24 protein-coding genes are annotated in these 23,789 nt (G+C 49.4%); 6 read left to right on the top strand and 18 right to left on the bottom strand.

The features are described from left to right. Positions 1–3: 3 nt before the first annotated feature. Positions 4–3,429, bottom strand: coding sequence for a UvrD-helicase domain-containing protein (locus AC3ZFK_RS00995; protein ID WP_487505912.1), 3,426 nt, complete (start codon positions 3,427–3,429; stop codon positions 4–6). Beyond that, positions 3,429–6,086, bottom strand: coding sequence for a PD-(D/E)XK nuclease family protein (locus AC3ZFK_RS00990; protein WP_487505911.1), 2,658 nt, complete (start codon positions 6,084–6,086; stop codon positions 3,429–3,431). The genes AC3ZFK_RS00995 and AC3ZFK_RS00990 overlap by 1 nt, the downstream gene beginning before the upstream one ends. A gap of 96 nt (positions 6,087–6,182) precedes the next feature. On the opposite strand from AC3ZFK_RS00990, the gene AC3ZFK_RS00985 reads away from it, so the two are divergent. Next, a complete protein-coding gene (locus AC3ZFK_RS00985) occupies positions 6,183–7,277 on the top strand; it encodes a galactose-1-phosphate uridylyltransferase (RefSeq protein WP_487505910.1) in 1,095 nt (364 codons plus the stop codon). Between the two features lie 89 nt (positions 7,278–7,366). Continuing rightward, positions 7,367–7,780 carry an HIT family protein gene (locus AC3ZFK_RS00980; protein WP_487505909.1) on the top strand — a complete coding sequence of 138 codons (414 nt, stop codon included), beginning with the start codon at positions 7,367–7,369 and terminating at the stop codon, positions 7,778–7,780. Positions 7,781–7,870: 90 nt separating this feature from the next. On the opposite strand, the gene AC3ZFK_RS00975 is transcribed toward AC3ZFK_RS00980, so the two are convergent. From AC3ZFK_RS00975 to sat, 7 genes are all read right to left on the bottom strand, one after another. Then, positions 7,871–8,029 carry a hypothetical protein gene (locus tag AC3ZFK_RS00975; RefSeq protein ID WP_487505908.1) on the bottom strand — a complete coding sequence of 53 codons (159 nt, stop codon included), beginning with the start codon at positions 8,027–8,029 and terminating at the stop codon, positions 7,871–7,873. Between the two features lie 134 nt (positions 8,030–8,163). Next, positions 8,164–8,673 (bottom strand): FKBP-type peptidyl-prolyl cis-trans isomerase, encoded by a 510-nt coding sequence (locus AC3ZFK_RS00970; protein ID WP_487505907.1) that lies wholly within the window; start codon positions 8,671–8,673, stop codon positions 8,164–8,166. Positions 8,674–8,687: 14 nt separating this feature from the next. After that, positions 8,688–9,038, bottom strand: a complete 351-nt coding sequence (locus tag AC3ZFK_RS00965; protein WP_487505906.1) for a hypothetical protein — start codon at positions 9,036–9,038, stop codon at positions 8,688–8,690. 129 nt (positions 9,039–9,167) lie between these two features. Then, on the bottom strand, positions 9,168–11,072 hold the full coding sequence (gene aprA / locus AC3ZFK_RS00960; RefSeq protein ID WP_487505905.1) for an adenylyl-sulfate reductase subunit alpha: 1,905 nt from the start codon (positions 11,070–11,072) through the stop codon (positions 9,168–9,170). After that, entirely contained in the window at positions 11,072–11,557 is a 486-nt protein-coding gene (aprB, locus tag AC3ZFK_RS00955) for an adenylyl-sulfate reductase subunit beta (protein WP_487505904.1), read from the bottom strand. The genes aprA and aprB overlap by 1 nt, the downstream gene beginning before the upstream one ends. 34 nt (positions 11,558–11,591) lie before the next feature. Then, complete coding sequence (locus AC3ZFK_RS00950) at positions 11,592–12,413, bottom strand: adenylylsulfate reductase (RefSeq protein ID WP_487505903.1); 822 nt, start codon at positions 12,411–12,413, stop codon at positions 11,592–11,594. A gap of 59 nt (positions 12,414–12,472) precedes the next feature. After that, positions 12,473–13,690 (bottom strand): sulfate adenylyltransferase, encoded by a 1,218-nt coding sequence (gene sat, locus AC3ZFK_RS00945; RefSeq protein WP_487505902.1) that lies wholly within the window; start codon positions 13,688–13,690, stop codon positions 12,473–12,475. A gap of 279 nt (positions 13,691–13,969) precedes the next feature. Between sat and AC3ZFK_RS00940 the strand changes: the two genes are divergently transcribed. After that, complete coding sequence (locus AC3ZFK_RS00940) at positions 13,970–14,383, top strand: hypothetical protein (protein ID WP_487505901.1); 414 nt, start codon at positions 13,970–13,972, stop codon at positions 14,381–14,383. Between the two features lie 12 nt (positions 14,384–14,395). Here the strand turns inward: AC3ZFK_RS00940 and iscU are convergent, their stop codons facing one another. Continuing rightward, positions 14,396–14,782 (bottom strand): Fe-S cluster assembly scaffold IscU, encoded by a 387-nt coding sequence (gene iscU / locus AC3ZFK_RS00935; RefSeq protein ID WP_487505900.1) that lies wholly within the window; start codon positions 14,780–14,782, stop codon positions 14,396–14,398. 438 nt (positions 14,783–15,220) lie between these two features. On the opposite strand from iscU, the gene AC3ZFK_RS00930 reads away from it, so the two are divergent. Continuing rightward, positions 15,221–15,559, top strand: coding sequence for an ArsR/SmtB family transcription factor (locus AC3ZFK_RS00930; protein ID WP_487505899.1), 339 nt, complete (start codon positions 15,221–15,223; stop codon positions 15,557–15,559). A gap of 117 nt (positions 15,560–15,676) precedes the next feature. Here AC3ZFK_RS00930 and AC3ZFK_RS00925 read toward each other — a convergent pair whose 3' ends face one another. The 5 genes from AC3ZFK_RS00925 to AC3ZFK_RS00905 all read right to left on the bottom strand — a co-directional run bounded on the left by AC3ZFK_RS00925 (position 15,677) and on the right by AC3ZFK_RS00905 (position 18,130). Further along, positions 15,677–16,186: a hypothetical protein gene (locus AC3ZFK_RS00925; protein WP_487505898.1), complete on the bottom strand. Its 510-nt coding sequence runs from the start codon at positions 16,184–16,186 to the stop codon at positions 15,677–15,679. Positions 16,187–16,358: 172 nt separating this feature from the next. Then, positions 16,359–16,673 carry a thiosulfate oxidation carrier complex protein SoxZ gene (soxZ, locus tag AC3ZFK_RS00920; protein WP_487505897.1) on the bottom strand — a complete coding sequence of 105 codons (315 nt, stop codon included), beginning with the start codon at positions 16,671–16,673 and terminating at the stop codon, positions 16,359–16,361. Between the two features lie 38 nt (positions 16,674–16,711). Beyond that, on the bottom strand, positions 16,712–17,152 hold the full coding sequence (locus AC3ZFK_RS00915; RefSeq protein ID WP_487505896.1) for a thiosulfate oxidation carrier protein SoxY: 441 nt from the start codon (positions 17,150–17,152) through the stop codon (positions 16,712–16,714). 129 nt (positions 17,153–17,281) lie between these two features. Beyond that, positions 17,282–17,767, bottom strand: a complete 486-nt coding sequence (locus tag AC3ZFK_RS00910; protein ID WP_487505895.1) for a thioredoxin family protein — start codon at positions 17,765–17,767, stop codon at positions 17,282–17,284. 57 nt (positions 17,768–17,824) lie between these two features. After that, positions 17,825–18,130, bottom strand: coding sequence for a hypothetical protein (locus AC3ZFK_RS00905; RefSeq protein ID WP_487505894.1), 306 nt, complete (start codon positions 18,128–18,130; stop codon positions 17,825–17,827). 96 nt (positions 18,131–18,226) lie between these two features. Between AC3ZFK_RS00905 and AC3ZFK_RS00900 the strand changes: the two genes are divergently transcribed. Continuing rightward, positions 18,227–19,783, top strand: a complete 1,557-nt coding sequence (locus AC3ZFK_RS00900) for an ATP-binding protein (protein WP_487505893.1) — start codon at positions 18,227–18,229, stop codon at positions 19,781–19,783. Positions 19,784–19,850: 67 nt separating this feature from the next. Continuing rightward, positions 19,851–20,495, top strand: a complete 645-nt coding sequence (locus AC3ZFK_RS00895; RefSeq protein ID WP_487505892.1) for a response regulator — start codon at positions 19,851–19,853, stop codon at positions 20,493–20,495. A 122-nt stretch (positions 20,496–20,617) separates the two neighbouring features. On the opposite strand, the gene AC3ZFK_RS00890 is transcribed toward AC3ZFK_RS00895, so the two are convergent. The 3 genes from AC3ZFK_RS00890 to napF all read right to left on the bottom strand — a co-directional run bounded on the left by AC3ZFK_RS00890 (position 20,618) and on the right by napF (position 23,728). Continuing rightward, positions 20,618–22,039, bottom strand: coding sequence for a multiheme c-type cytochrome (locus AC3ZFK_RS00890; protein WP_487505891.1), 1,422 nt, complete (start codon positions 22,037–22,039; stop codon positions 20,618–20,620). A 221-nt stretch (positions 22,040–22,260) separates the two neighbouring features. Continuing rightward, the gene (gene napH / locus AC3ZFK_RS00885; protein ID WP_487505890.1) at positions 22,261–23,148 is read right to left on the bottom strand and encodes a quinol dehydrogenase ferredoxin subunit NapH; all 888 of its coding nucleotides are present in this window, start codon (positions 23,146–23,148) and stop codon (positions 22,261–22,263) included. Continuing rightward, positions 23,138–23,728, bottom strand: coding sequence for a ferredoxin-type protein NapF (gene napF, locus AC3ZFK_RS00880; RefSeq protein ID WP_487505889.1), 591 nt, complete (start codon positions 23,726–23,728; stop codon positions 23,138–23,140). The genes napH and napF overlap by 11 nt, the downstream gene beginning before the upstream one ends. Between the last annotated feature and the right edge of the window lie 61 nt (positions 23,729–23,789).

Here is a 23,789-nt window from a genome sequence, read left to right as displayed (position 1 = left end):
TTCTCACGCAACCACCCTTACTACCTGATGCATGGGAAAATATAGAACCAGCTTCTGCGGACGATCCTCCATCTGCTGTAGCACCTTGCCATAACGTTGTAGCTGTGGGGTATAACGAGCCACCTCCTCATCAAGAAAACCATCCAGATTACCGCCACTATGGCTACTGGTCTTCCAGTCCACAATCCAGCGAACTCCATCCTCATCAACAAAGGTACGATCGATAGTAATATTGAATCGCTCATCTCCAATCCTGGCTGACAGACTCCATTCACTCTTTGCTTCTGCGTGGTCAGAGAGCAGATAGCAGCCCTTATCATCCTCCAGCACAAGTCGTAGTGCCTCCATCACCTTGTCTGCCGCCTCAACCATGGTCTCTGATGCCACCCCGAGCTGCCTTAGCTGGTTTTCAGCTCTCTTGCGAACGGAGCGCAGCTTGTCAGAATCACGCCAGCTCTCGACACCAGCATCTGCAATCCACTGCAAAATCGCATGCACCACTGTGCCAACATGTACAGCACTGGCTGCCGCCCACTGATAGACAACCCGTTCACTCTCAAATGTCTGTTGACCTGCGGATGGGGTGGCAGCTGGAGGGTGAGGTTGCTCCCATATAGTGGAGATACGTTGTGGCCTTGCACTGCCTTGTATAACCATCTTTCTGTTTTTTGCTGACTCCAGATCAACAACCCCCGAATCAAACAGCTGCTCATATTTGCTCTTCACAACTGGCCATAGCTGCTCAAGCAGGGAGCCAGATTGGGGACGACCAAGCTCCCCCTCAGAATCTATTTTGCTGGCACCCAGCAGGTGCAGCTTGCGTCTGGCACGGGTAGTTGCCACATAGAGCAGGCGTGATAATTCATTACGTTCGCGCGACTGCTCCACCTTGCGAACATATCGTCCCAATCTATCCTCATCACTACCCTGCTCCGCTGGACGCACCGGAGAGAGCAACAGCTGCATGCTCTCTGCAGAATTCTCACCAACTCCAGGGATCTCCAACCAGTGCAATAGCTTCTGCTGATCTCCTCTGGGTTTTCTGCCAAGCCCGGGAAGGATCACCGTATCAAACTCCAGCCCCTTGGACTTATGGATGGTCATCACCTCTACCCGACTATCTGGATCTGCCCCGGAACGAACTGTCTGCCTGTTCAACTGCTCTCGAAGGTAGTCGAAGTCAGTTAGTTCACCGCCCTCACTCATTCGTCCAAGCAGATCAAAAAACGATGCAGACTCTCTCTCTGCCTGACCAGCAACCCCCATCTGCTCATGGATGGCTGCACCTCCCAACAATACCCATGCACGCTCCACCCATAAATCGACTACCGCTTCGCCACGCTCGGCAAAAACAGATTCGAGCATGTTTCGTAACCACCTAACTCTCTCTGCACCAATTGCTGAGAGCTGCTCCAGACGGGAGTCATCAAACAGTAACGACCAGATTGTTCGATCTGCTGCCCCTGCTGTCAGAGAGAGTAGATCCTGTAGTGAGATCCCACTCCATGGCGCCCTCAATATGGCCAGCCACGCCTCCCTGTCTGCCTGATGAAAGAGGGCACGGGTTAGAGCCAGGAGGTCACGTACTACCGGCCGATCTCCCAGGGACTCAATCTCAACCGCATTGTAGGCTACCCCCGCACTATATAGCTGCCAGGTAATCTGGTTAAGATGGCTACGAGAGCGAACCAGAATGGCGATCTTGTCCCCGCTCTCCTGCAGCAGTGGAATCTCCTCCCTGACCAACTCCACCACCTTTGACGCCTCAGCCTCATAATCTGCCAGCAGTGACGGATGAACTACTACTGATCTCTCAGCAGGTTGGGGCCTTGTAGAGATCGATTCAGAGTAGTGAATAGCCCCACTAAAACGGTCCGAGTGGGCAGGAAATATTGTGCTAAAGCTCTGGTTAATCCATCTCACCACCCCCTCCTCAGAGCGGAAATTTGCCAACAGTTTTTTATACTCAAGCTGTAGTCCGCCAACCCCATCTTTGATCGCCTTGATAAAGAGCCCCACCTCGGCATGGCGAAAACGGTAGATTGACTGCATGGGGTCACCCACCAGAAAGAGGGTACGATCCTTATCCTCATTTGACCACTCTGCAGTCAGACGGCTCAACAGATCAAACTGACCATGAGATGTATCCTGAAACTCATCAACCAGAATATGGTGTATCTGATAGTCCAGGCGCAGTGCCAGATTGGTGGGCTCAGCCTCACTGCCAAGGGCCTGGAGGGCACGCCGTGCAATCTCGTTATGGTCAACTACACCCTTCTCTTCAAACCACCCCATCAACTCAATCTGAGCTATCAACAACACCTGAAACAGTGAGGTGATAGTCTCCCACTGTGAATCCTCATAACGTACTGGTGGCAGCAGTGGAATCTGCTGAATTGCCACAGCTGCCTCATGATCTGATTCAACTGTCTGCAGCAGGGAGAGCATAAGCTGCTTTAACTTGCCCCCTGCAGCTCCAGGGGGGAAGCCGTTATTCTTGTTCCAGCTATTTTTCGATACCCTGAACTTCTCACCACCCTTGAGAAAGAGCGACGCAATCCCCTGCCACTGGGGCAGAGAGAAGGCATCTGCCTCTGGCAACCTATCCATGGCAGCACAGGCAGAGACAGGCTGATTGTTGGCACCACTATTCACAACCTCCGCAGCAGAGGCGGCAAGAGTGACTAGCTGGTCAACCCCGCTCTCCCCCAAAACTCTCAACAACCCATTCCTGGCGTTCTGTAGTGACTGCTCAACCGCCGTACAGAGTGTCTGCTCCAGTGAGTCACGATCAACCACACCACCCACCCCCGCGGCCACATGCGGCAGCCACTGATCACGATGTCCCAACATATCTGTCAACATGCGCTCAAGCTGGCCTACATCATTATCCAGCCATGCCAAAAGCTGAGCTACTGCAGCCCTATCCTTTTTCTCAAGATGCTGAATTGTTCGTCTGGCTGCTCCGGAAAATGCCTCTTCTGCATCATCGCTGATTCCTGGAACCCCCCCAAATGCCGCCATTACCGGCATCTGTCGAACCAGCTTTGCATTAAGACTGTCCATGGTGCGGATCTCCAGACGCCCAGGATTAGTCAACAGCTTCCACCCTCTCTCGCTGTCCCTCTTCAGCACCTCGCTGGCCAACCGCCATGTCACTGCCTTGTGTGGTTCAGCTGGAGATCTCCTGGAGGCCGCCATCATCAATGAATCAAGCAGTCGTGTACGCATCTCTCCTGCAGCCTTGCGGGTAAAGGTGATCGCGAGGATCTCCTCCGGCTCTTTAACGCCAGCCAATAGAGAGAGAAAACGCTGAATCAGCAACTCGGTCTTTCCCGATCCGGCAGGAGCCTGAACTATTGCAGACAACTCAGGGTTTAGCACCTCCTCACGAACAGTCCTCTCCTCCTCCATCTCTATCGACTGCATCACTTCTCTGCTACCTCATACTCAACCCGACAGAGAGACTCCAGTCCACAGTACTGACAACTGTTTTTTCCCTTTAGTGGATCAACCGTCGCAACTCCCTCTCTAAACTCAACAGCCAAATCTGTTACGACAGCACGCCACTGACCAATCTGCTCTCCCCACCCCCCACTGACAACTACTTTTCGTCTTCCTCCCCTGCCCTTTCCATCAGCCCCCTTAAGCAGACTCTCATCTTCCTGCTCCCCCTTATAGGCGACCTCACCAACCTGAACCTGACCAAAGAGCACCGCAGCGACATCATCAAGCAGGGTGGTATAGAGCGGCAACTGCGGCTCTTCCGGACGCTCCCCCTGCCAACTTGCGCTACTAACCTTGCCACTTTTGTAATCAATCAACACCCTGCGTCCATCCTCCAGCCTGTCCACTCTGTCCATCTTCACCGAGATGGTTATCCCATCCAGTGCAATCGTATGCAACTGCTCCATCTCCTCAATCCTGAACTCGGCTACACGCCCTCGATCCAGCTGTAGAAAACGCATCGCGAGCCGGCTCAATCTGGCAGCTTCATTGGCTGCAAAATCATCACCCATGCGATCCTTTCTGGAGTGCCTGAACTTCTCAACTGTCTCTTCTGCCACTGCCGCAACCAGTGATCTCAATACCTGCTCATCAATCTGCTTCAACTTTATGGACGAGAGCCCCAGTTGTTGCCAACATCTTTCGAGCAGATTGTGGACCAGGGTACCCCGTTCTCGCGGATCAAGTCCAAGCTGCTCTCGCTCCACACTCTCTGCCTGCAGGCGATGGCGGACAAATGCCCTGAAGGGACATTGTGACTGGTTTGCAAGAATTGAACTTCCACCACGAACCCTTGATCCATACTGCAGAGAGAGTGCACCCTCATCAATCTCTTCCAGTGAAATGTTGTCACTATCCAGCCACCACTTTTCAACTGTAGTTTTTAGACCAAGAGATTGATAATCCATAAATGGAACATCACCAACCATGGATGTCGCCCGCAGACTCTCCTCACCACCCTCACCCTCACTGCTCTCGGCAAAACTGAAGAAGACCTTGTCTGCTGCAACAGAGAAACCGGCAACCATCTCTTCTGCTATTTTCAGATTATTGCCGCAAGCTGCCATTGGCACCTGGCCACGCTGCCACTCCAGGGAGAGAAAAGGCGAAAGCTCTCTTCTGGCTGGCCAGCTCCGATCATCCATCCCCATCACCCATAGTGCGTCATAACCTACTCCCCGTGCCTCCTCTGGAGTCACAATCTCAACAGCTGCATCAACCGCCTGGTCATACTGAATATCCATTCTGGCAAGAATCTGCCTGAACTCCAAAATAGCTGCAGAGAATGAGATGACTCCAGTAAAGTCTCCAATCGAGGAGAATCGATCCAGTCCGTCTCGCCAGCTGTTATAGGCAGCGAGAGCAATATCACTCTTCTCACCATTTTCGGCCCACTCGAAAAATGCGAGGACACGACTAAAGTTGCCTGCCCACTCGGTCGTGGTTAATCTGGCCTCACTCAACCACAACCCCTCAAGCGCCCTCAGGGCCCCAAGAAAACGTGTGGCATATATGCCGCCATCTACACTCTCCTGCTCAAAAAGGCGAATCAGCGTAGCCAGAGATACCTCTGGATTACGCCAGTGGCGCAATCTCAGCTCAAGTATCGACCTCACCTCAATCTCTGCACCCTGCAGAAGCCAGGGTGAGCGCAACAGAGATGCCGCCTCCTGCAGAGGCAGGCCTCTACCTGCCAACTCCATGAGCTGCATTGCCGTATTTATACGCGGATCCTGTAATAGAGATGGTCCAGATGAAAATCTATAGGGCAGAAGATTGTTCGACAGAGACCGAACCCTGGTCTCAGGCATCAGAATGAAGCCAAACAGCCTCTCAAGACGATTCCGCCTCCCATACAACCCTGGAACCACAACAGCAACCTTGTGGCCCGGATTATCCTGCAGATAATCTCGCAACCAGTATGCAACCGCCACCTCCTCCTCACTCTCACTGGGCAACGAACTCTTAACCACTACACTGCTTATAGATACTCCGCCCTCCTCTCTTACCTCACAGCCAAGCTCGTTCAACTGTTCAATAATTTGTCTCTCGGATCTGCTGAATTGTGATGCCCCATAGATTGAGACAGTCTCTGGCAATATCTCCATGCCCCCATCAAACAGCAGCTCTCTTAACCACTCTGCAATACGTGCATGCTCCAACAAATCATGGCGTTCACAATACTCCTTAAACTGTAACTGCCAGCGCCGGAAAAGCTCCTGCTCGTCAACATGTGAATCTATGGGGAGCCCAGCGCCTCTCTCTCTCCAGCGGTTAAATATCTGGTTAGCCACTATCGCATGCTCAACCAGATCCCCCTTACGCAGAAACGACTCCTCCCCCAACAGCTCATGCGGAATTGTCTGGCGCCAAACCACCCGTTCCTGCTCGGCAGATAACAGATGTGGAAGATCAGCCCCTCTCTGTAGTTGCCGATCCCACTGCTCTCTTATCCAGGCCGACACAGACAGGATAGCTGGGGTTTCCCATACAGCGACTCCTCTCTGCAACTGGTCATCGCCCCACCGATCCCGGAGATATCGAGCCTGTCTGGCAGTTGCAGTTAACGTAAGATTCATCCAACAGACCTTATCACCATGGAAAAAATGGATCGACAGTAAATGACGAATCAGTCCATAATTAAGCCTCCTCTAATACAACGGAATACAACTCTTATGAGCACCAACCCAGATGACAAAGGACAGATTCGTGAAATCCGCATAAACCCGATTGTCCCTAGTGAATCCGTACTGGTGGCAACCGCCCGCAGTATGCGTCCTGTAACAGAGGAGGAACAGGCCCCGCGAGATACCCGCAGCCATGTAGAGAGCTGTCCATTCTGCAGTGGAAATGAGGAGAGAACTCCTCCTGCAATAGCCACATACCCCAATGAGGATGAATGGGAGATTCGTGTCGTGGAAAATCTGTTTCCAGTACTCGGAAAGGCCAGTGATGAGACTCAGGCAAACCTTAATTTTGGCCTCCAATCTGCCATCGAGGGGTACGGTCACCATGAGGTGATGATTGACCACAACAACCATGGGGCAGTAGTCAACGATATGAGTGAAGAGCATCTAACCATGCTCTTTACCGCCTATCAGGATCGAATGCGTGAGCTCTATGAGAGCAATCGAATCCGTTTTGTGCTGGTTTTCAAAAACTACGGCCCAGCTGCCGGCGCCAGTATTCGCCACACCCACAGCCAGATTATTGCAATGCCGGTGGTGCCACAGAATGTCCATGATGAGGTGATAAACAGTGCCGCTCACTACCAAAAATATCATCAATGCATATTCTGCACCCTGATTGATGAGGCCCTTACCTTCGAGACCACAATATATGACCGTCACTCAGGCGAGGTTCGCAGAAAAATAAATGTAGGGCAGTATGTAGTCGACAGATCAGACCACTTTATTGCCATCAAGCCATTTGCCAGCCGCTTCGAGTGGGAAGTCCATATTCTGCCACTGGTTCATCAAAGCGATTACCTGAACACCTCCGCAGAAGAGCTGGCAGACTTTGCAAAAATTGTAAAACGGACCATGCAGCGACTGGATGCAGTTCTGGGCGGGGTACAGTACAACTACTTCCTCCACTCCATTCCTCACAATGAAGATTGTGAGAGCTGTCACGCAAGCTTCCACTGGCATCTTGAGATCGTTCCCCGCACCAGTATCCCTACCGGATTTGAGTTGGGGTCAGGACTCTTTGTAAACACCATTAGTCCCGAGCAGGCTGCCGAGCAGCTACGTAACACAGTAGTGGAGTAAGGAGCCCACAAAGGAGCCTGCGGAGATTGCAAATCTTGTCTGATTCAAAGAGAATTACGCCCCTCTAATATAGGCCTGAAAATAACAAAATGACTACAACAACCAAGATGAGTGATGAAGAGTGCCGTTTTTGCAATGCCAGCCCCAACCGACGTATCTTGATCGAAGGAAAATACGGTTTTGCAGCACTGGATCGCCACCCCGTCAATGATGGCCATTTTCTGGTTATACCCTACCGCCACTTTCCAGATTACTTTGAGATAGGTGATGAGGAGCGTGAAGATCTATGGTCACTCGTAGCTCAGGGGAAAAAAATAGTTGACGAAAAGTACAATCCAGATGGCTACAATATCGGCATCAATGTAGGCGAGTCTGCTGGCCAATCAGTCCCTCACCTTCATATCCACGTTATTCCACGCTATAAAGGTGATGTAGAAAATCCCAAGGGCGGGGTTCGCGGAGTTGTCCCTAAACGAAAACTATATACCCTTCAACCCGATTAACTAAGTCACTTCGTGACCCAATCAGATCTCAAGACAAAAAAAGCCCAGCTCACTGAGCTGGGCTCTTTTATTTGTACTCTGTAAACGGTGTTACGGAGTTTTTGGAGTCTCGTATGGGACCTCTGTCTGGAATGACTCCCAGATGGTCTCATAACCAACAAAGCCCTGCTCGGTTGGCTCTTTCTGGCGGGTTGTCAGGAAACGGCTATGCCCCGTAGGGACAGTTGGTTTTGTTTTTTCTTCGCTCATAAATCACCTCTTGTCTAAAAAACACAGGATGGCCACCACAAGGGATTGCAGCTTCAAACCATCTTGAATTGTTATAAAAAAAATCCTCTATCATTAAACTGGCACAACTTATAACACCTTAAGGTACCGTTCTGTTACTCGGTCAATTCTACCATATTCTCAATTTCTGGCTCAGGCTCAATCGGGCCACCCAGTTCGATCTCCTCCTCTGTCGCATCACGCACAGTGAGAATCTCGAGCTTAAAGAGAAGATCCCGGCCACAAAGTGGATTATTGCCATCAATGGTCACACTCTTCTCATCAACCCGGGTCACCAGAAAGTTTTTTGTCTCCCCTTTATCATTCTCCATGATAATGGTGGTGCCAACCTCACGGTAATCTTCCGGCACATTCTCCAGATGATCGGTAATCACCAGGGACTCATCACGTTCACCATAGAGCAAGTCACCTTCAATTGGCACCTCAATGACCTCACCACTAGAGCGCCCCTCCAATGCCTCCATAATGGGGCCAGAGAGAATCTCGTTGCGTCCATGAACATAACCGACGGGAAATTCCACAGCAGTCAATTCTGCACCGCTCTTCTGATCCAAAACCTGGTAGGTCAGTTCAACCAGCTTATTTTCCTGAACAGTCTCACTCATAACGTTCTACACCACTAGAAAATGGAGGCGCTAAAGATTTTTACATCATCCTTTTCGTAACCCAGCACCATTCTACCGAGCCACTCTCCATCCTTCTCGGTGCTTCGCACCCGGAACAGAACAGTGACATGTTCGCCACGACGGATCATCCCCAGGTAGTCTGACTCCTCTGAGAGGTTTCTTGCCAGTTGACTCTTGGCAAACTGCTTTCCAACCTCTATCTCATTGAGACCCTGCAAGAGCTCATAAGAGAAGTGGCGGGTAAACATGCCGTACTCACCTTCATTGGAATACTTAATCAAGTCATGCCACATGGGAAGGCCAGCTTCCAGAATCTCCTCGTCACTATTGTCGATAATATTCATTCAAAAATCCTGAATTTCCCACTTTATAATCAAACTATCCTCGAACAGGTCCAATAAAAAAGATCAACAGACGAACATTTACACATTCGAATGTTGATCCTTTATTGAACCGATCCAACAAGGATCAGACTAGCTCTCTCCAGACTTTATATCTGCAAGAGCCTTATCCTCGATATCTCCAACCAGGTGATACAGTGGAGCTTTCTCCATAGTATATGCACCAGTCTTCGGATCACGACGAGATACTGTCAGAACATGCCAGTTCTTGTCATCTACCTTCATGGCATCACCACGGTAGTAGTAACCAGGCCAGCGTGTCTCCTTACGGAACAGGGTGTGCTGCATAACAGACTCAGAGGCAAGCATACGATGCTTCAGCTCCCAGGCACGTAGCAACTCGTGGATATCCTCTGCAGCAATCTTCTCAAGATCCTCTTCCAGGATCTTCATCTTCTTCAGACCAATGTTCAACAGCTTATCATTGGTCATGTAGTTAACAGATGCACCACCAGCGTACTCATCCATCATCTTCTGCAGACGATCAAGACCCTGGCGTGGGTTGATGTAGTTAGGGTTAACTGAACCAGCAACGATATCGTTACGATAAACCTTATAGTGCTCCATTGGCTTATAGATATCTTCCTTGCGGTCACTGATCTGCTTCTCGGAAACTACGATTCCATCAGCCTTGCCATCATCGATGTACTTACAGGCAGCCTTGGCAGCCAGACGACCCTCTGTGAATGAGCCAGAAGAGAATGCATGTGGAGTACCACCAACAGCATCACCAGCACCAAACAGACCTTCAACTGTGGTCATACGGTTGTAGCCCCAGAAGTACTCATCAGGAGATACATCCTCAGGACCAGAACACCATGCACCACAACCGGTAGCATGTGAACCCATAACGTATGGCTCGGAGGTTGTCAGCTCAGGATTCTCATACTTTGGATTGACGTCAGTCGCAGCCCAAAGTACAGCCTGACCAACAGTCATGCCGAGGAAGTTGTGCCAACCGATCTCCTCAAGATGCGGATCCTGGAATGAGTGCATGGTTACCATGTGAATTGGGCCACGTCCTGCATTGATCTCATTGATCAGTGCATGGTTACGCAGACAGGTTGGAATAGGACGATGAGTTGCGTGTGACGCTTCTGGATCCAGATACTCCTTGCCTACCATCTTCTGCAGATCAGGGAACCACTTGGACTCATACTCTTCACCATTACAGTTCTGAGTGTAAGTCTTAAGATGCAGGAAGTATGCACCAACAGGACCATAACCATCCTTGAATCGAGCAAGTACGATACGGTTTTCCATCTGAGTCATCTTGGCACCAGCCTGAATCATCAGACCATAAGCAGAACCAGAAGACCAAGGTGCGTACCATACACGACCAGCACCCTCACCAACAGAACGTGGCTTAAAGATATTGGATGCACCACCAGCACCAACGACTACAGTCTTGGACTTGAATACGTGATAGTTACCAGTACGTACGTTGAAACCAACAGCACCAGCAACACGATTCTCTTTACTCTCATCCATCAGCAGATGGGTAACACAGATACGGTTGAACACCTTGTCGGCAGACTTCTTGGCAGCCTCAGCCACAAGTGGCTTGTAGGACTCACCATGAATCATGATCTGCCAGCGTCCTTCACGCAGATAGGCGCCAGTCTTCGGGTCACGCATGATTGGCATGCCCCACTCCTCAAACTGATGTACTGCAGAGTCAACATGACGTGCCATATCAAAGGCAAGGTCCTCACGAACCATGCCCATCAGGTCGATACGGGCATAACGAACATGATCTTCCGGATTATTCTCACCGAAACGGGTTCCCATATAGCAGTTAATTGCATAGAGACCCTGTGCAACTGCACCAGAACGGTTAATGTTTGCCTTCTCGGCAACAACAATCTTCTTGTCCTGGCCCCAGAAGCGTGCCTCCCATGCTGCACCAGTTCCACCGAGACCTGCACCAGCAACCAGGACATCGATATTATCTTCTACGATAGTTTTATAAGCCATTAGTAGTACACCCCTTCTTTCATTTCCAGACCATTGGACTCGAGGGTGTGTAAACTACCTTCATCGAGACGAATATATTTTGGTTCATTATATAGGCGCTGGTTGTCATCACGCTGCTCCTGACTTGGTGCAGGAACATCAGCCAGCTGAGGAATTGTCTCACGCCATGGCTTGGTCGTAATTGGTGCCAACAGATTCAGATCCATCTCTCCACTACGTGATTTAATGCGCCAGGCGATAACGCCCTTCTCCTCATCACGGTCCACACGTACCGAGTGACCCAGAGGGGCAAAGTCGGCATAACCACGGACATCGATTGCATGGTGAGGACAGGCCTTCACGCATGAGTAGCACTCCCAACACATGTTGGGCTCAATGTTATAGGCACGACGATATTTATCATCGATGTGCATAATGTCGGATGGGCAGATATCAACACAGTGACCGCAACCATCACAACGAGTCATATATACAAAAGTAGGCATAATCTTTCCTTTTTGTCTAGATTAATCTTATAAATCAGTAATGCTTTGGCTCTTCATTCTTGATGCCAAGCCCCATATAGCCAGGGTTCTTACCCATATACTCAGGGATATCAGGGAATCTTGCGTGTAGTTCAGCAGATGCCAGATCAGGTATCTCGGGCAGATTCTCATTAGAACCATCAGCATGAACTGTACGCTTGTTATAAGCTGCAGCAGGCTTGAAGAACATATGAGAGAACTTGGACCAGTAAACCCCACCGAATAGTGAAGCTGTAGAGAGGATCACCAGGATAAACCAGACTCCGGTGCCGCCACCAGTTAAAGACCAGACCAGAGCTGTAGTTGATGTAGCCATCAGTGAGAGGCTGAACATATCTCTTCTAATCTCGATATTTGTCCATGTATTACCCTCGGCAGCAACATCTACCTTGAATACAAACCAGAACCACCAGCTACCTACAAACAGACTGATAGCGCCCAGGTGCCAGAACAGATTCAATGTTGAATCGGCAGCATTATCACCAAAAATCATCATTGCAGTAGCTACATTGAATGAGATAAAACCATACATAGTCAGCAGATGTACAAGTCTGCGAGTCTGGTTACAGAACTCTCCAGAGAGTGCTACATCGGTAACAATGGTCTTGACCAGAATAGAGGCTGCAGGAGCAGTTTTTGTGGCATTCTGCTTCTCTTTTGCAGCTTTCTCGAAGAAGTATTGAGCACTCTTCTTATGCATCATGTCCAGCACAGTCATAACAATAACGAGCGCAACCATCACCATTACATACGTCTGCATTGACGCATATGTGATGCCTGCATCCACTAGTGACTGGATAGGGGTATTACTTAACATAGTATTTTCCTTTTAAAATTCAACAACAAAAATAAACATTAACAACCATCAAAAACAACTTACTGGGCAGAGTGCCCCTTCATCTCAATCTTCACATTCTCATCATCACTAAGAGTTGCGTAGTAGTCCTGAAGCACCTTGGCAACCTCTGGACGGCTGAAGGTAGCAGGTAGAGCCTCACCTTCGGACAACATCTTGCGCACCTTGGTGCCAGACAACAGAATACGATCATCCTTGCCATGAGGACAGGTCTTCATTGATGCCATGCCGTCACAGGCATTACACCAGAAGGTCCAGTCGATCTTCAGTGGCTTGGTCTCCAGAGCATTCTCTGGAATCTCGTCAAAGATGGACTGCGCATCAAATGGGCCATAATAATCACCGACACCAGCGTGATCACGACCAACAATCAGATGAGAACAGCCATAGTTCTGACGGAAAACAGCATGTAGCAGCGCCTCACGAGGACCGGCAAAACGCATATCCAGTGGATAGCCTGCCTGAACCACACTGTTTGGAACAAAATAGTTATCAATAAGAGTCTGAATCGCCTCAGAGCGAACCTCTGCAGGAATATCACCCTTCTTCAGCTTACCGAGTGTAGAGTGAACCAGCACACCATCCAGAGTCTCTACTGCAATCTTTGCAAGATACTCATGGGAACGGTGCATCGGGTTACGGGTCTGGAATGCAGCAATGGTATTCCACCCCTTTGACTCGAACAGGGCACGGGTCTGCTCAGGTGTCATGAACTGATCACCATAAGTCTCGGGGAAACCGCCCAGAGAGAGCACCTTGATTGGACCGGCAAGATTAACCTCACCCTGATCCATCACCATCTGTACACCTGGATGCTCCAGATCAGTAGTCTTGTAAACCGACATGCACTCATGCTCTTTATCGATACCGTACTTCTCGGTAACTGTCATGGTTGCAACAACATCTCCACTCTCACCATCAACCAGCGCAACATCAGAACCCTCATGGGTAGTATCTGCTGTGGCACTATCAGTAGATAGAGTTACCGGAATAGGCCAGAACAGGCCGCTCTCCATAGTGTATGAATCACAAACACCCTTCCAATCGGCATGGTTCATAAAACCATCCAGTGGAGTAAATCCACCGATACCCATCATATAGATATCACCAGCCTCACGCGAGGTAATAGTGATTTTTGGAAGTGTCTCTGCACGCGCCTTCTCATCCTCAAGGGCTGTGCCCTCAAGCAATAGTGATTTCAACTCACCGCCACCATGTGGTCTGACTAGATTTGACATCGTTATCCTTTCCATTTGAATTTTCGACCGTGCAACTCTACTGTTTCCGCTACACCGTTCAAGCAGGTAAATCTTCTTTTGATATAAGCTTCACTTATTGGTTAAAGATAATTTTATGATAGGCTGATATTAGAGCTGAAAAACAGCGCCAAAAAAAACTGCTGTTTTTATTTTAGCTGTTAAATATCATCTAGTTACAATAAGCAACCTGACACATCAACCAACCTCTGCTACACTCCGTTTAACCAACTTTTTTACTCAACTATAGCACCCATATTGATGACAAAATCTTTCCCATGCCCTTTTGCCAAGGCCATTTTGAATGGACATTCCCGCTGTAAATTCAGTGAAACATTCCATATTTCAGAGCGCCACGGAGTACAGTGCACCCAGCCCTCAACCCAACAACTCTGCGCACAACTATCTTCTCAGCTCCACCACCAGAGCCACTTCGCCCTTGGAGTAACCAGAATACCAAAACAGATTACCAGCAATATGGAGTTAAGAATTCAGTGCGGAGGGCTAAATGGTCTGCAACAGTGCACATCCAGGGAGGATGAAACTACAGATATAGCAACACTGATAGAGATGGCAACCGAAATGTTTGGTGCTATAGATAAAATGCCATACCAACAGATAATACAATCAATAAGTCAATGGGCCCCCAAAAGAAGAGGACGCCAACTGCCATGAACCTCCAGGAAGTTACCCCTTATCCTGCTTGGACTGATAATCCTCAACTGCAGCCTTGATTGCATCCTCAGCCAGCACAGAACAGTGCACCTTTACCGGCGGCAGCGCCAACTCCTCGGCAATATCTGAATTCTTGATCTGCTGGGCCTCATCCAGAGTCTTGCCCTTGACCCACTCAGTCACCAGTGAACTGGAGGCAATTGCAGAACCACAGCCATAAGTCTTGAATTTTGCATCCTCTATCACACCATCCTGGTTTACCTGAATCTGCAACTTCATCACATCGCCACAGGCCGGTGCACCCACCATACCGGTACCGACATCATCTGCATCCTTATTCATCACCCCAACATTTCTTGGGTTTTCGTAATGGTCCATCACCTTATCACTGTAAGCCATCTAACTGCTCCTGGAAAACTGCCCAAATAAATACTTGACCTTTTTACTATACTATAGGCCAATCAAGCTTGCATTAAATATCAGTGACGCATTATATTCCAATTAATGGTATCTGATTAGAAGATCGATAAAAAAACGCCAGACATCATCCTGATGTCCGGCGTTACTAACTCCTCCTCTCCCTCCTCGAAGTCCATCTCGAGGGACACTCCTCCAAGTGGGTCGAAGAACTCTACACAGCGTGTAACCCATTGTCAAACAAGATAACGCTCCAATTATGACCAAAATATCTTGCTTACACCGTCACCCCCGCGCAAGCGGGGTGGAGGATCCAGAAAACAGGCAGGAACGGGCACAGAAAATACCCATATCTAGGAATATAAACCGCACTACAGTTGTGACATCATTGCCACTCAATAATTTCATGTAGGAGGAGTTATGGAGGTAACAGCAGGTGAACTGCTTGAGGATCGCACCTCAGCAAAGACCGTATCCAGGGTGATGGCAGCGATGGCACACCCAATCAGAATGAAAATTCTCTGTCTGTTGATTGATAACGAGATGAATGTGAACGAGATACTTGCCGAGGTTGGCAGCTCTCAATCAAACATCTCGCAACATCTTGATGCCCTGAAAGGTGCCAATCTTGTGCAGGTAAGGCGCAGTCAACAACACAGCTACTACTCCCTTACCCATAACGAGACATCCAGAATAATCTTGCTGGTCCGGGATCTATTCTGCCCCGGACACGCCAGGCTATTGCGTAGCAGATCGTAGCTATAACCCTTTATGACTCCTGGTTTACGATAGTTCTCCCTTAACCAGAGAGGGTTTTACAGCGACATGGCCGGCATCCACTCAATGTGTATGCCGGTTTTTTTGTTCAGCGTCAGCTTACCGCATAAACGGCATCATCAGTTTTTCAGGCTTGGTGAACTTATTGATGTCGTAGGCCATACGTCCCATGTTCTGGTCCATTGTTGCCATCGAACCCTGCATATAACCAATATCCCCACTCATATCTACAATACTGTTCGACATCAGAGCGATATTCTCGGACATCCCCTCAATCTTGCCGGACATGGAGTTGATGTTAACGTTGAGCTGATGCATATCCTTGCTCATGTTGCCGATATTTCCGGTCATCGACTGCATACCCTGACGTACCAGAGCAAAATCAGCAGACATCACCGCCTGCCCCTGCTCCATACTCTTTGCCATGGTAGCCATGCGGACACGCATCTCTCGCATATCAGTTGACATACTGTTTACATCGCTCCCCATCTGCAAAACAGCACTCGTCATTCGGTGCATGTTCCACCCCATGCTCGCCATAAACAGTGCCATTCCCGCACCCGCGAAAACCATCACCGTTGTGGCTGTAACCCCTGGTCTCTTATCCACTACCTGCCACACCCTCCTCTGTTCACAACAATAGTTGCCGGTATTCTAGCATTATCTAAATTACAATAATGCAAAACCCATAAAAAAACACCGATACCGTCGAAGAGCGGTATCGGTGCTATCTTCCCACATTTCTCCACCCAAAAAGGAGAGAGAGGAGAGGTCTGATCCCTTACTTTGAGGCCTTGGTACCTGTACCGGTAGCGCCCTTGTTATCGGTCCAGGTTACGGTGATCTTGTCACCCTTCTCACCTGCAACCTTGATACGAAGGTATGGGTTTTTTGAGACTGTAGTGTTGATATCGGCGTTCATGAATGCAACGCCATTCTTCTCTGCAACCACGGTCTGGATAAAGTGTTCAGGAATAACATTTCCTGTCTTCTTGTCCTTTCTAAGTCCAGTCTCCATGGGGTGGGTCAATAGACATTTGACATCAATTACACCCTTCTTTGATTTAGCTCTCAGCTTTACTGCTTTCTTTGCCATTTTCTTATCCTCGTTATATATGTTCTAGGGGTGAATTACTAACCGCATCCACCAGCAGTTACCTTGACCTGGGTCTTATTGCTGATTGTTCCTGATGCAGTCTTGACAACACCATAAACATCACCAGTCTTACCCATCTTGATTCTGGTAGAGACAAATGGAACTGCCCCCTCTCCCAGGTGATAGACGCCAGCAATCGGGCGGCCATTGGCTGCCGCAACAATACTGATACTCTCGATAATACCGTCAACTCCAGTAGCATTAACCTCGACCGGCACCACGGCACCATTCTCGGCAACCTCAGGGGCCTTGATCTTTACAGTATTGCTGGGTGTTCCTGTATCACCAGCATCGCTTGACTCCATTGCAGCCTTTGGCCATGCTGCCAATACTGTGCGAGGTGTCAGAAGCCCTGCACCCAGAGCAGCAGCAACTGCACTGCCTGCCAGGGTTCCCTTCATAAACAATCTTCTTTTCATGGATTTCTCCTCCTTTTTATAAAAAATATCAACCTTATTATTCTGCTGCCATTCATAACCAGACCGTGCAACATGAACGTCAGACTTTAAACAAAATCACCATAATTGTCTACAGATTACTTGAATAAGTCACTCGCTCAATACCTCAATGGCAGCCATGATAGACTCATCAATCTCTCCATTTACAAAATCACGCACCCCAAGCCCTATTATCCGCTGCTGAATCTCCACCCCCTTACGGTCAAGAAACAGCAGGGTCGGGGTCAGCCATACCCCATAACTACTGCCCACGCCTGCCGAGGTCATCTTCTCTCCTGAAAAACCCACTATTTTCTCGGTGTCACCAAGATGAATCTTTCGGATCAGTACCAGGCCGTCATATTCACTGTTTCTAAGTAACGGAACCAGGTGGTCAGACTCCATTACCACACAGTATGGACAGTCATCAGCCGAAAACATAAGGATCATCGGGATACGGCTATCACCTGCCAACCCGCCATCACTCTGTAGATTTGAGCTGAATGGCACAGAGAAGATGTAGGTGTCACGCCCGGGGGTCTCACCAAAGAGAGATGGCGCAACCAACAGAAGAGATAAAAGCAGGGCTCCTTGCATAAAAAAACCCCAACCTCACAACATGAAGCCGGGGCCCTGTTTTCAGCTAACCGGGATCTAGCGTGGTGGGTACGCAGGAGTACTGTCACCCCTGGCATCACCACTACCGTGAAGACGCGCATTCTCGGCAGCATCAGCATCGGCCTCCATGCTGGAAGCGCCCTTGCCAGATGCGTTAATGGACATGCTGAAGTTACCCTCGGCATCACCAGAACCCTTGCCCGCACCACGTGCCTTGCCATCCATTGCACCATCAGCAGAACCTGTACCAGCACCAGACTGGTTATCGTCTCCACTCATAAATGCAAATGCACTAGAGGCAGCAAACGCCATAGCGACGAACCCGACAATTAGTTTTTTCATGACTATCTCCTTTGATTAAAAGCTAATTTTTATTGGCTGAACCTTAGTCAGCCCTGTGACTATAGCAAACAATTGATTAAATTATCAATAGCTAGCTTGAGTGATAACTTTCTCCCCTTCACATCTCCACTGTTACTCGGTACAGTCTCATCCATGCACTCAAAACCCCGCTTCTCACTCCTTAAGCAGACAGGGATAATCATTGGCCTAATCAGTCTACTGGCGGTAATCGGAATCGGCAGCTCAGCATTTATTACCCAGACCATCCAGGGTGCGGCAACCACCATCAACACCTCCGGCGCCCTGCGCATGCTCTCCTACAAGATTGCAACCCAGATGATGCGGGATCAGCGCAAGGACAACCCCACCTCGACCAAAATACGTGGCCTGATCCGTCGTTTTGACTCAAAACTTAACAGCCCATCCCTACAGCAATCGATCCCACAGCCGCGACCTCTTCCAAAAGGGGGCGGATATGAGACCCCACTGCACGCCCTATACAGATCGGTGCGGTGGCAGTGGGATGAGGATATCAAACCACTACTGCTGAGCTATGCGGCACTGCTTGACATAAAACCGAAGCAGGTCACCATCGAGCCAACCAAAGCGAAAATACATGACTCATACCAGCAGACCTATCTCTCCAAAATTGATGAGTTTGTTTTTGATATCAATAACATGGTAAGCCTGATAGAGGAGCAGACCGAGGATAGAATTCAGCTGTTGCGCAACATAGAATTTATATCACTGCCATTACTGCTACTCACCATTCTGGCTGCCCCCATCCTGCTCTACTACAGAATTCTTGTCCCCCTCAAGGATCTACTGCAGATATCTGAACAGGTGCGCAGACGTGACTTCTCCAGACAGTCAAAATACATACGTAACGACGAGCTGGGTGAGCTCGCCAAGGCCTTCAATATGATGAACTCTGACCTCTCCGCCACCTATACCGAGCTGGAGGAGAAGATTACGGAGAAGACCCAGTCACTAATCGATGAATCCAACCGGATCACCCTTATGGAGGAGCGCAACACCATTGCACAGGAGCTCCATGACTCCCTCGCCCAATCCATCTTCTACCTTAATATCCAGATCGGCCGTATAAATGCACTGATCAAACAGGGCGCGTCTCATGACCATCTCAGCCCCATAATTAATGAGCTGCGTGATACCAACGGCCTGATGGACAGACAACTGCGGGAACTGATATCCACCTTCAGAATCAAAACCAACCAGGAGGGAATTGAGGCCTCGGTTGATAAAATTATTGAAAAACAGAGGGGACGGAGCACAACAGAGCTGGAGTTTAACAACCAGATTCCAGAATTCTCTTTCTCCCATAACGAGGAGACATGTCTAATCCAGATTATTCAGGAGGCCGTTGCAAACATCATCAAACATGCTGGTGCAAAACATGGATCCATTCTACTGAAAGAGGACAAAGAGAGCGGTGAGATCATGCTTACAGTCCGTGATGACGGAGTTGGAATCACGGAAAACCCACACAGAACCAACCACTTTGGGCTAAACAACATGGAGGAGCGTGCCCTCAACATCAATGGCAGCCTTACCATCCAGGCTCACCCTCATGGCGGCACCGAGGTTCGACTAAGCTTCACCCCATCCCTGCCACAACAGAGCAAACTGTAACCTGTCAACAAGATGTGACATACTCAGAACCAATACTATAAAAAGAGAACCAACCAAAGAGAAGACCATGAGCGAATCAGACAAAATCTCCCTGTTACTTATAGATGACCACCCCCTTATACGCAAAGGGATTATCCAACTCCTGGAGCTACATGATGGAATCGAACTGGCAGGTGAGGCTGATGGTGGTGCCGAAGGAATAAAGCTTATCAAGGAGCGTCAGCCAGACATGGTACTGCTGGATCTCAACATGAGCAATATGGACGGACTCACCACACTGAAAAAGATCAAAAAACAGTGGCCGGAGATAATGGTTGTCATCCTCACGGTATCCGACAACCCGCAAAACATCATTCAGGCCTTCCGCAACAATGCAGATGGCTATCTGCTGAAAAACACAGATCCGGAGATGATTGTAGAGCACCTTATCCAGGTGATGAACGGAGTAACCATAGTCAGCCCCGAGGTATCGAAGATACTGGCCCAGGCAAAACCTGACAAAAACAACAGGCTCGACATCAACCTTACTCGTCGCGAGAGAGAGGTGCTTACACTAATCGCCGATGGCCTCTCAAATCAGGATGTAGGAGATCGCCTCGGTATCTCGGTCTGGACCGCCAAGGTACATGCAAAGCATATCCTCAAAAAACTTGGCCTCAACACCCGTAACGAGCTGATTGTCTGGGGCATAAAAGAGGGGTTCTCAAGCTAGCCCAAGCTTCCTTAGACGGATTCCCGTACAGTCAAGCCATAACGATTACAGATAAAAAAAACCTCCACCCCGTAAAGGGTGGAGGTTTTTTCCGTTCTAAGAACGAGACTTAAGCGTACTGCTTAGTGCTCTAGTCTCTTAGCACGTTGCGCCTTGAATGCAGCCTGGCGTGCTTTACGCTTAGCGGCATCTTCTGGGCTCATCTTGCCAAGGAACCACTTGTGCTCTGTTGAATTCAGAACAGCATCTAGCTCAGCCTTCAGGTGGTGTGCAGCCTTCTGGTCTGCAGCATCACCGTGCTCACCCTGCTCGATCAGCTCCCTCAGCTCAGGTACCATCTCGGTGTAGAAGTTCTTACCAAGATCGTAAGTACCTTCCCAGTGAGTGATATCTGGACCCTGCATGGAAGCAGCCATACGGGCACGACGTCCCTCATGGTGCCACAGCTCGAACCATACGAAGTCAAGCTTATGAGAGAACTTAGGTCCTTTCATCAGAGGCTTGGCCGCCTTCATCAGACGCTTACCAGGTATGCCATACTTGCGGTTATAGAGATTGATCAACCCTTCATACTGAATATAGAAGTTATCAACCCAACCCTCTTCATGACAGGATAGACATACGGTATACATCTTGTCGCGACGATCTTCCCAGTTCTTCATACGCTTGGATACAGGAGGACGGTTGGTCCAGCTGATACGGTCGCCCACATCGTGAGTAATAGGCTCTTTACGAGTCGCACTCATATGACAAGTGGCACAGGTCGGTGCTACATAGTAGTCCTCACCCACAACCCACTTGGAGCCGTCCATGTTCATCTTCTCGCGGTTAGCACGATAGGCGATACCATGCTTGGACTCGTTGAAGATTTCCATCTGAGGATGGTCTGGACCCATATGACACTTACCGCAGTTCTCAGGCTGACGCGCCTGCGCTGCAGAGAACTGGTGACGTGAGTGACACGCCGCACAGGTACCCTTGGAGCCATCAGGGTTGATTCGGCCAATACCGGTGTTAGGCCATGTGGCCGCATCCAGTGAACCATCTTCAAGAACCTTGACCTGAGAACCATGACACTGCCAGCAACCATTTACTGCCGCTGCAGAGACACCACCAGGGAAGCCTTCAGTGATCATACCGCTATCACCTTCAACCACCTCTGCGAGAAGGTTATCGAGTGACCCCATAATATCACCTGCTGTCGCATGGTGAGATTTAGCCATCTCTCGTGCCTCATTCTCATGACAGTTAGCACAGTCGGCTGGAGAAACGATAATAGAGATATGTTTCTTAACCTTCTTCTCGTCATGGATGAATGCATCAACGTCACTAGAATCTGCCGCGTGACACTCGTAACAACCTACGTTGGCACCGTAGTGCTTACTTGCACCCCACATCTGAACCAGACCTGGGTTATTCTTCTTATGGCACGCTACACACTCTTTGGTCTCATCCGACATAACATTCGGAATCTCACTGACTGCAGCATTCACTGTAGTCACACCAAGCAGGAGCAGGGCACCGGTTAGTACTCTTAGGAACATATAATGTTTCCTCCCATTTTATTGTTGAACATAGATATCTATATACTCGTTCCGGGGGGAGGGTCTTGGTATTACTCTTCGAAGCGACTCCTCCTCTCAACGCGAGTAACGGCGATGGTAACTCTACCGGGGATGGGTATTCAAGTGTTATATAGAAAAAAATAACAACTAATTTGATGCAGGACAAATCACCAGGTCATTTATTGATTTTAGTCAATTTATCACCTCATGTTGTCGCCGAAACGGCCACCGAAACGGAAAACGTCAGGGCCACAGACATCCACACAGCGTCCACAATTTGTACATTGCGAGTAGTTAACTATATTAGAGGTGCCATCCTCTCCTTTAAGCGGTATACGGAGCACCTGGGGCTCGGGGCACACTGCGAAACAGTCCATACAGTCATTGCATGCCTCACGATCTGCCGCTCTCACCCGTACCAGACTTAACTTTCCAAGCAGACTATAGAATGCGCCCATGGGACAGATATGCCCACACCAGCCGTTGCGACTCCAGAGGAGGTCATAGAGAAATATCCCGCCCACAGCAACCCAGCCAATACCAAACCCGTAGAGTATGCTGCGCTGTAACAGGGTTACAGGGTTGACCAGCTCCCAGAGCAGAGTACCGCTAAGCAGTGACATAACCATAACCATCCCGAGCACCCAGAAGCGAATATTGGGTGAGAGCTCACACCTCTTTTTAAGTCCCAGTTTACGTCTCAACCAGGCTGCCGCATCGGTAACCATATTCATCGGGCAGACCCATGAACAGTAGACCCGACCACCAACTGCCAGATAGAAGAGCACCACAATCAGCGCCCCGATCAGTGCTGTGGTCTCAAAGGCGTGGCCGGCAAACAGCGTCTGCAGGTAGACAAATGGATCTGTCAGGGGGACTGTATCCAGCACCAGACTGGAGACCAGGTTACCCTTGATTATACGAACCGGCTCTCCCCACTCATCCAGGGCGTTCAGAGTTGTTGCTGACCCAACCAGAAACAGGGCAATAATGGAGAGCTGGGAGATTCGTCTCATTACCAGCCACTTGTGAGAACGGATCCACCCCTTCTCCTCAACTGCTGCCTTGCCTATAGAATCACGTGCCATTACGGTTTTCTCCTCTGCTCTCTTCTGTTACAGGTTGCCTGTGGTGTAACGTTAACGCATCAACCGGGCAGGGGGCAATACATGCACCACATCCAGTGCATCTCTCCATATCCATCTCCATCTGTACCTTTCCCCCAATGCGTGGACGGAAACGAAAAACCCGCTGCAGACACTGATCCCCGCAGATCTGGCAGACCACCCCCTTCTGGGCAATACAGGTGTGACTAACCCGAACCTCCAGCCCCCACGGCTCCCCATGATCCTCATCCGAGGCAAACTGTAGCGCCTTCGGCTCACAACAGGTCACACACTCCTCACAGAAGGTGCACTCTCCCCGCTTGAACTCCACAATCGGGAATCTGCTCCCACCCTCGACCAGGATTTTCTCTGGGCAGGCCTCTACACACTTTCCACAGCGGCTACAGATCTCGGTAAACTCAAACTCATCCAGTGCCCAGGGTGGACGGATGGGACGTTTTCTTCCACTCACATCACCACGCAGAAACTGGGTACGACTCACCCCACGGCCACCCTGCCCCTGTTTTTTTTTATCATCTCTGTTTTTTAAAAACTTAAACATTAAAACCGTCCCGTCCCTCACAAGTTATCCTAACCGTACTAAAGAGCCACCTGATTAACCC

Source organism: Candidatus Thiopontia autotrophica (genome assembly GCF_982804495.1).
This window is presented reverse-complemented; position numbering and strand designations above follow the sequence as displayed.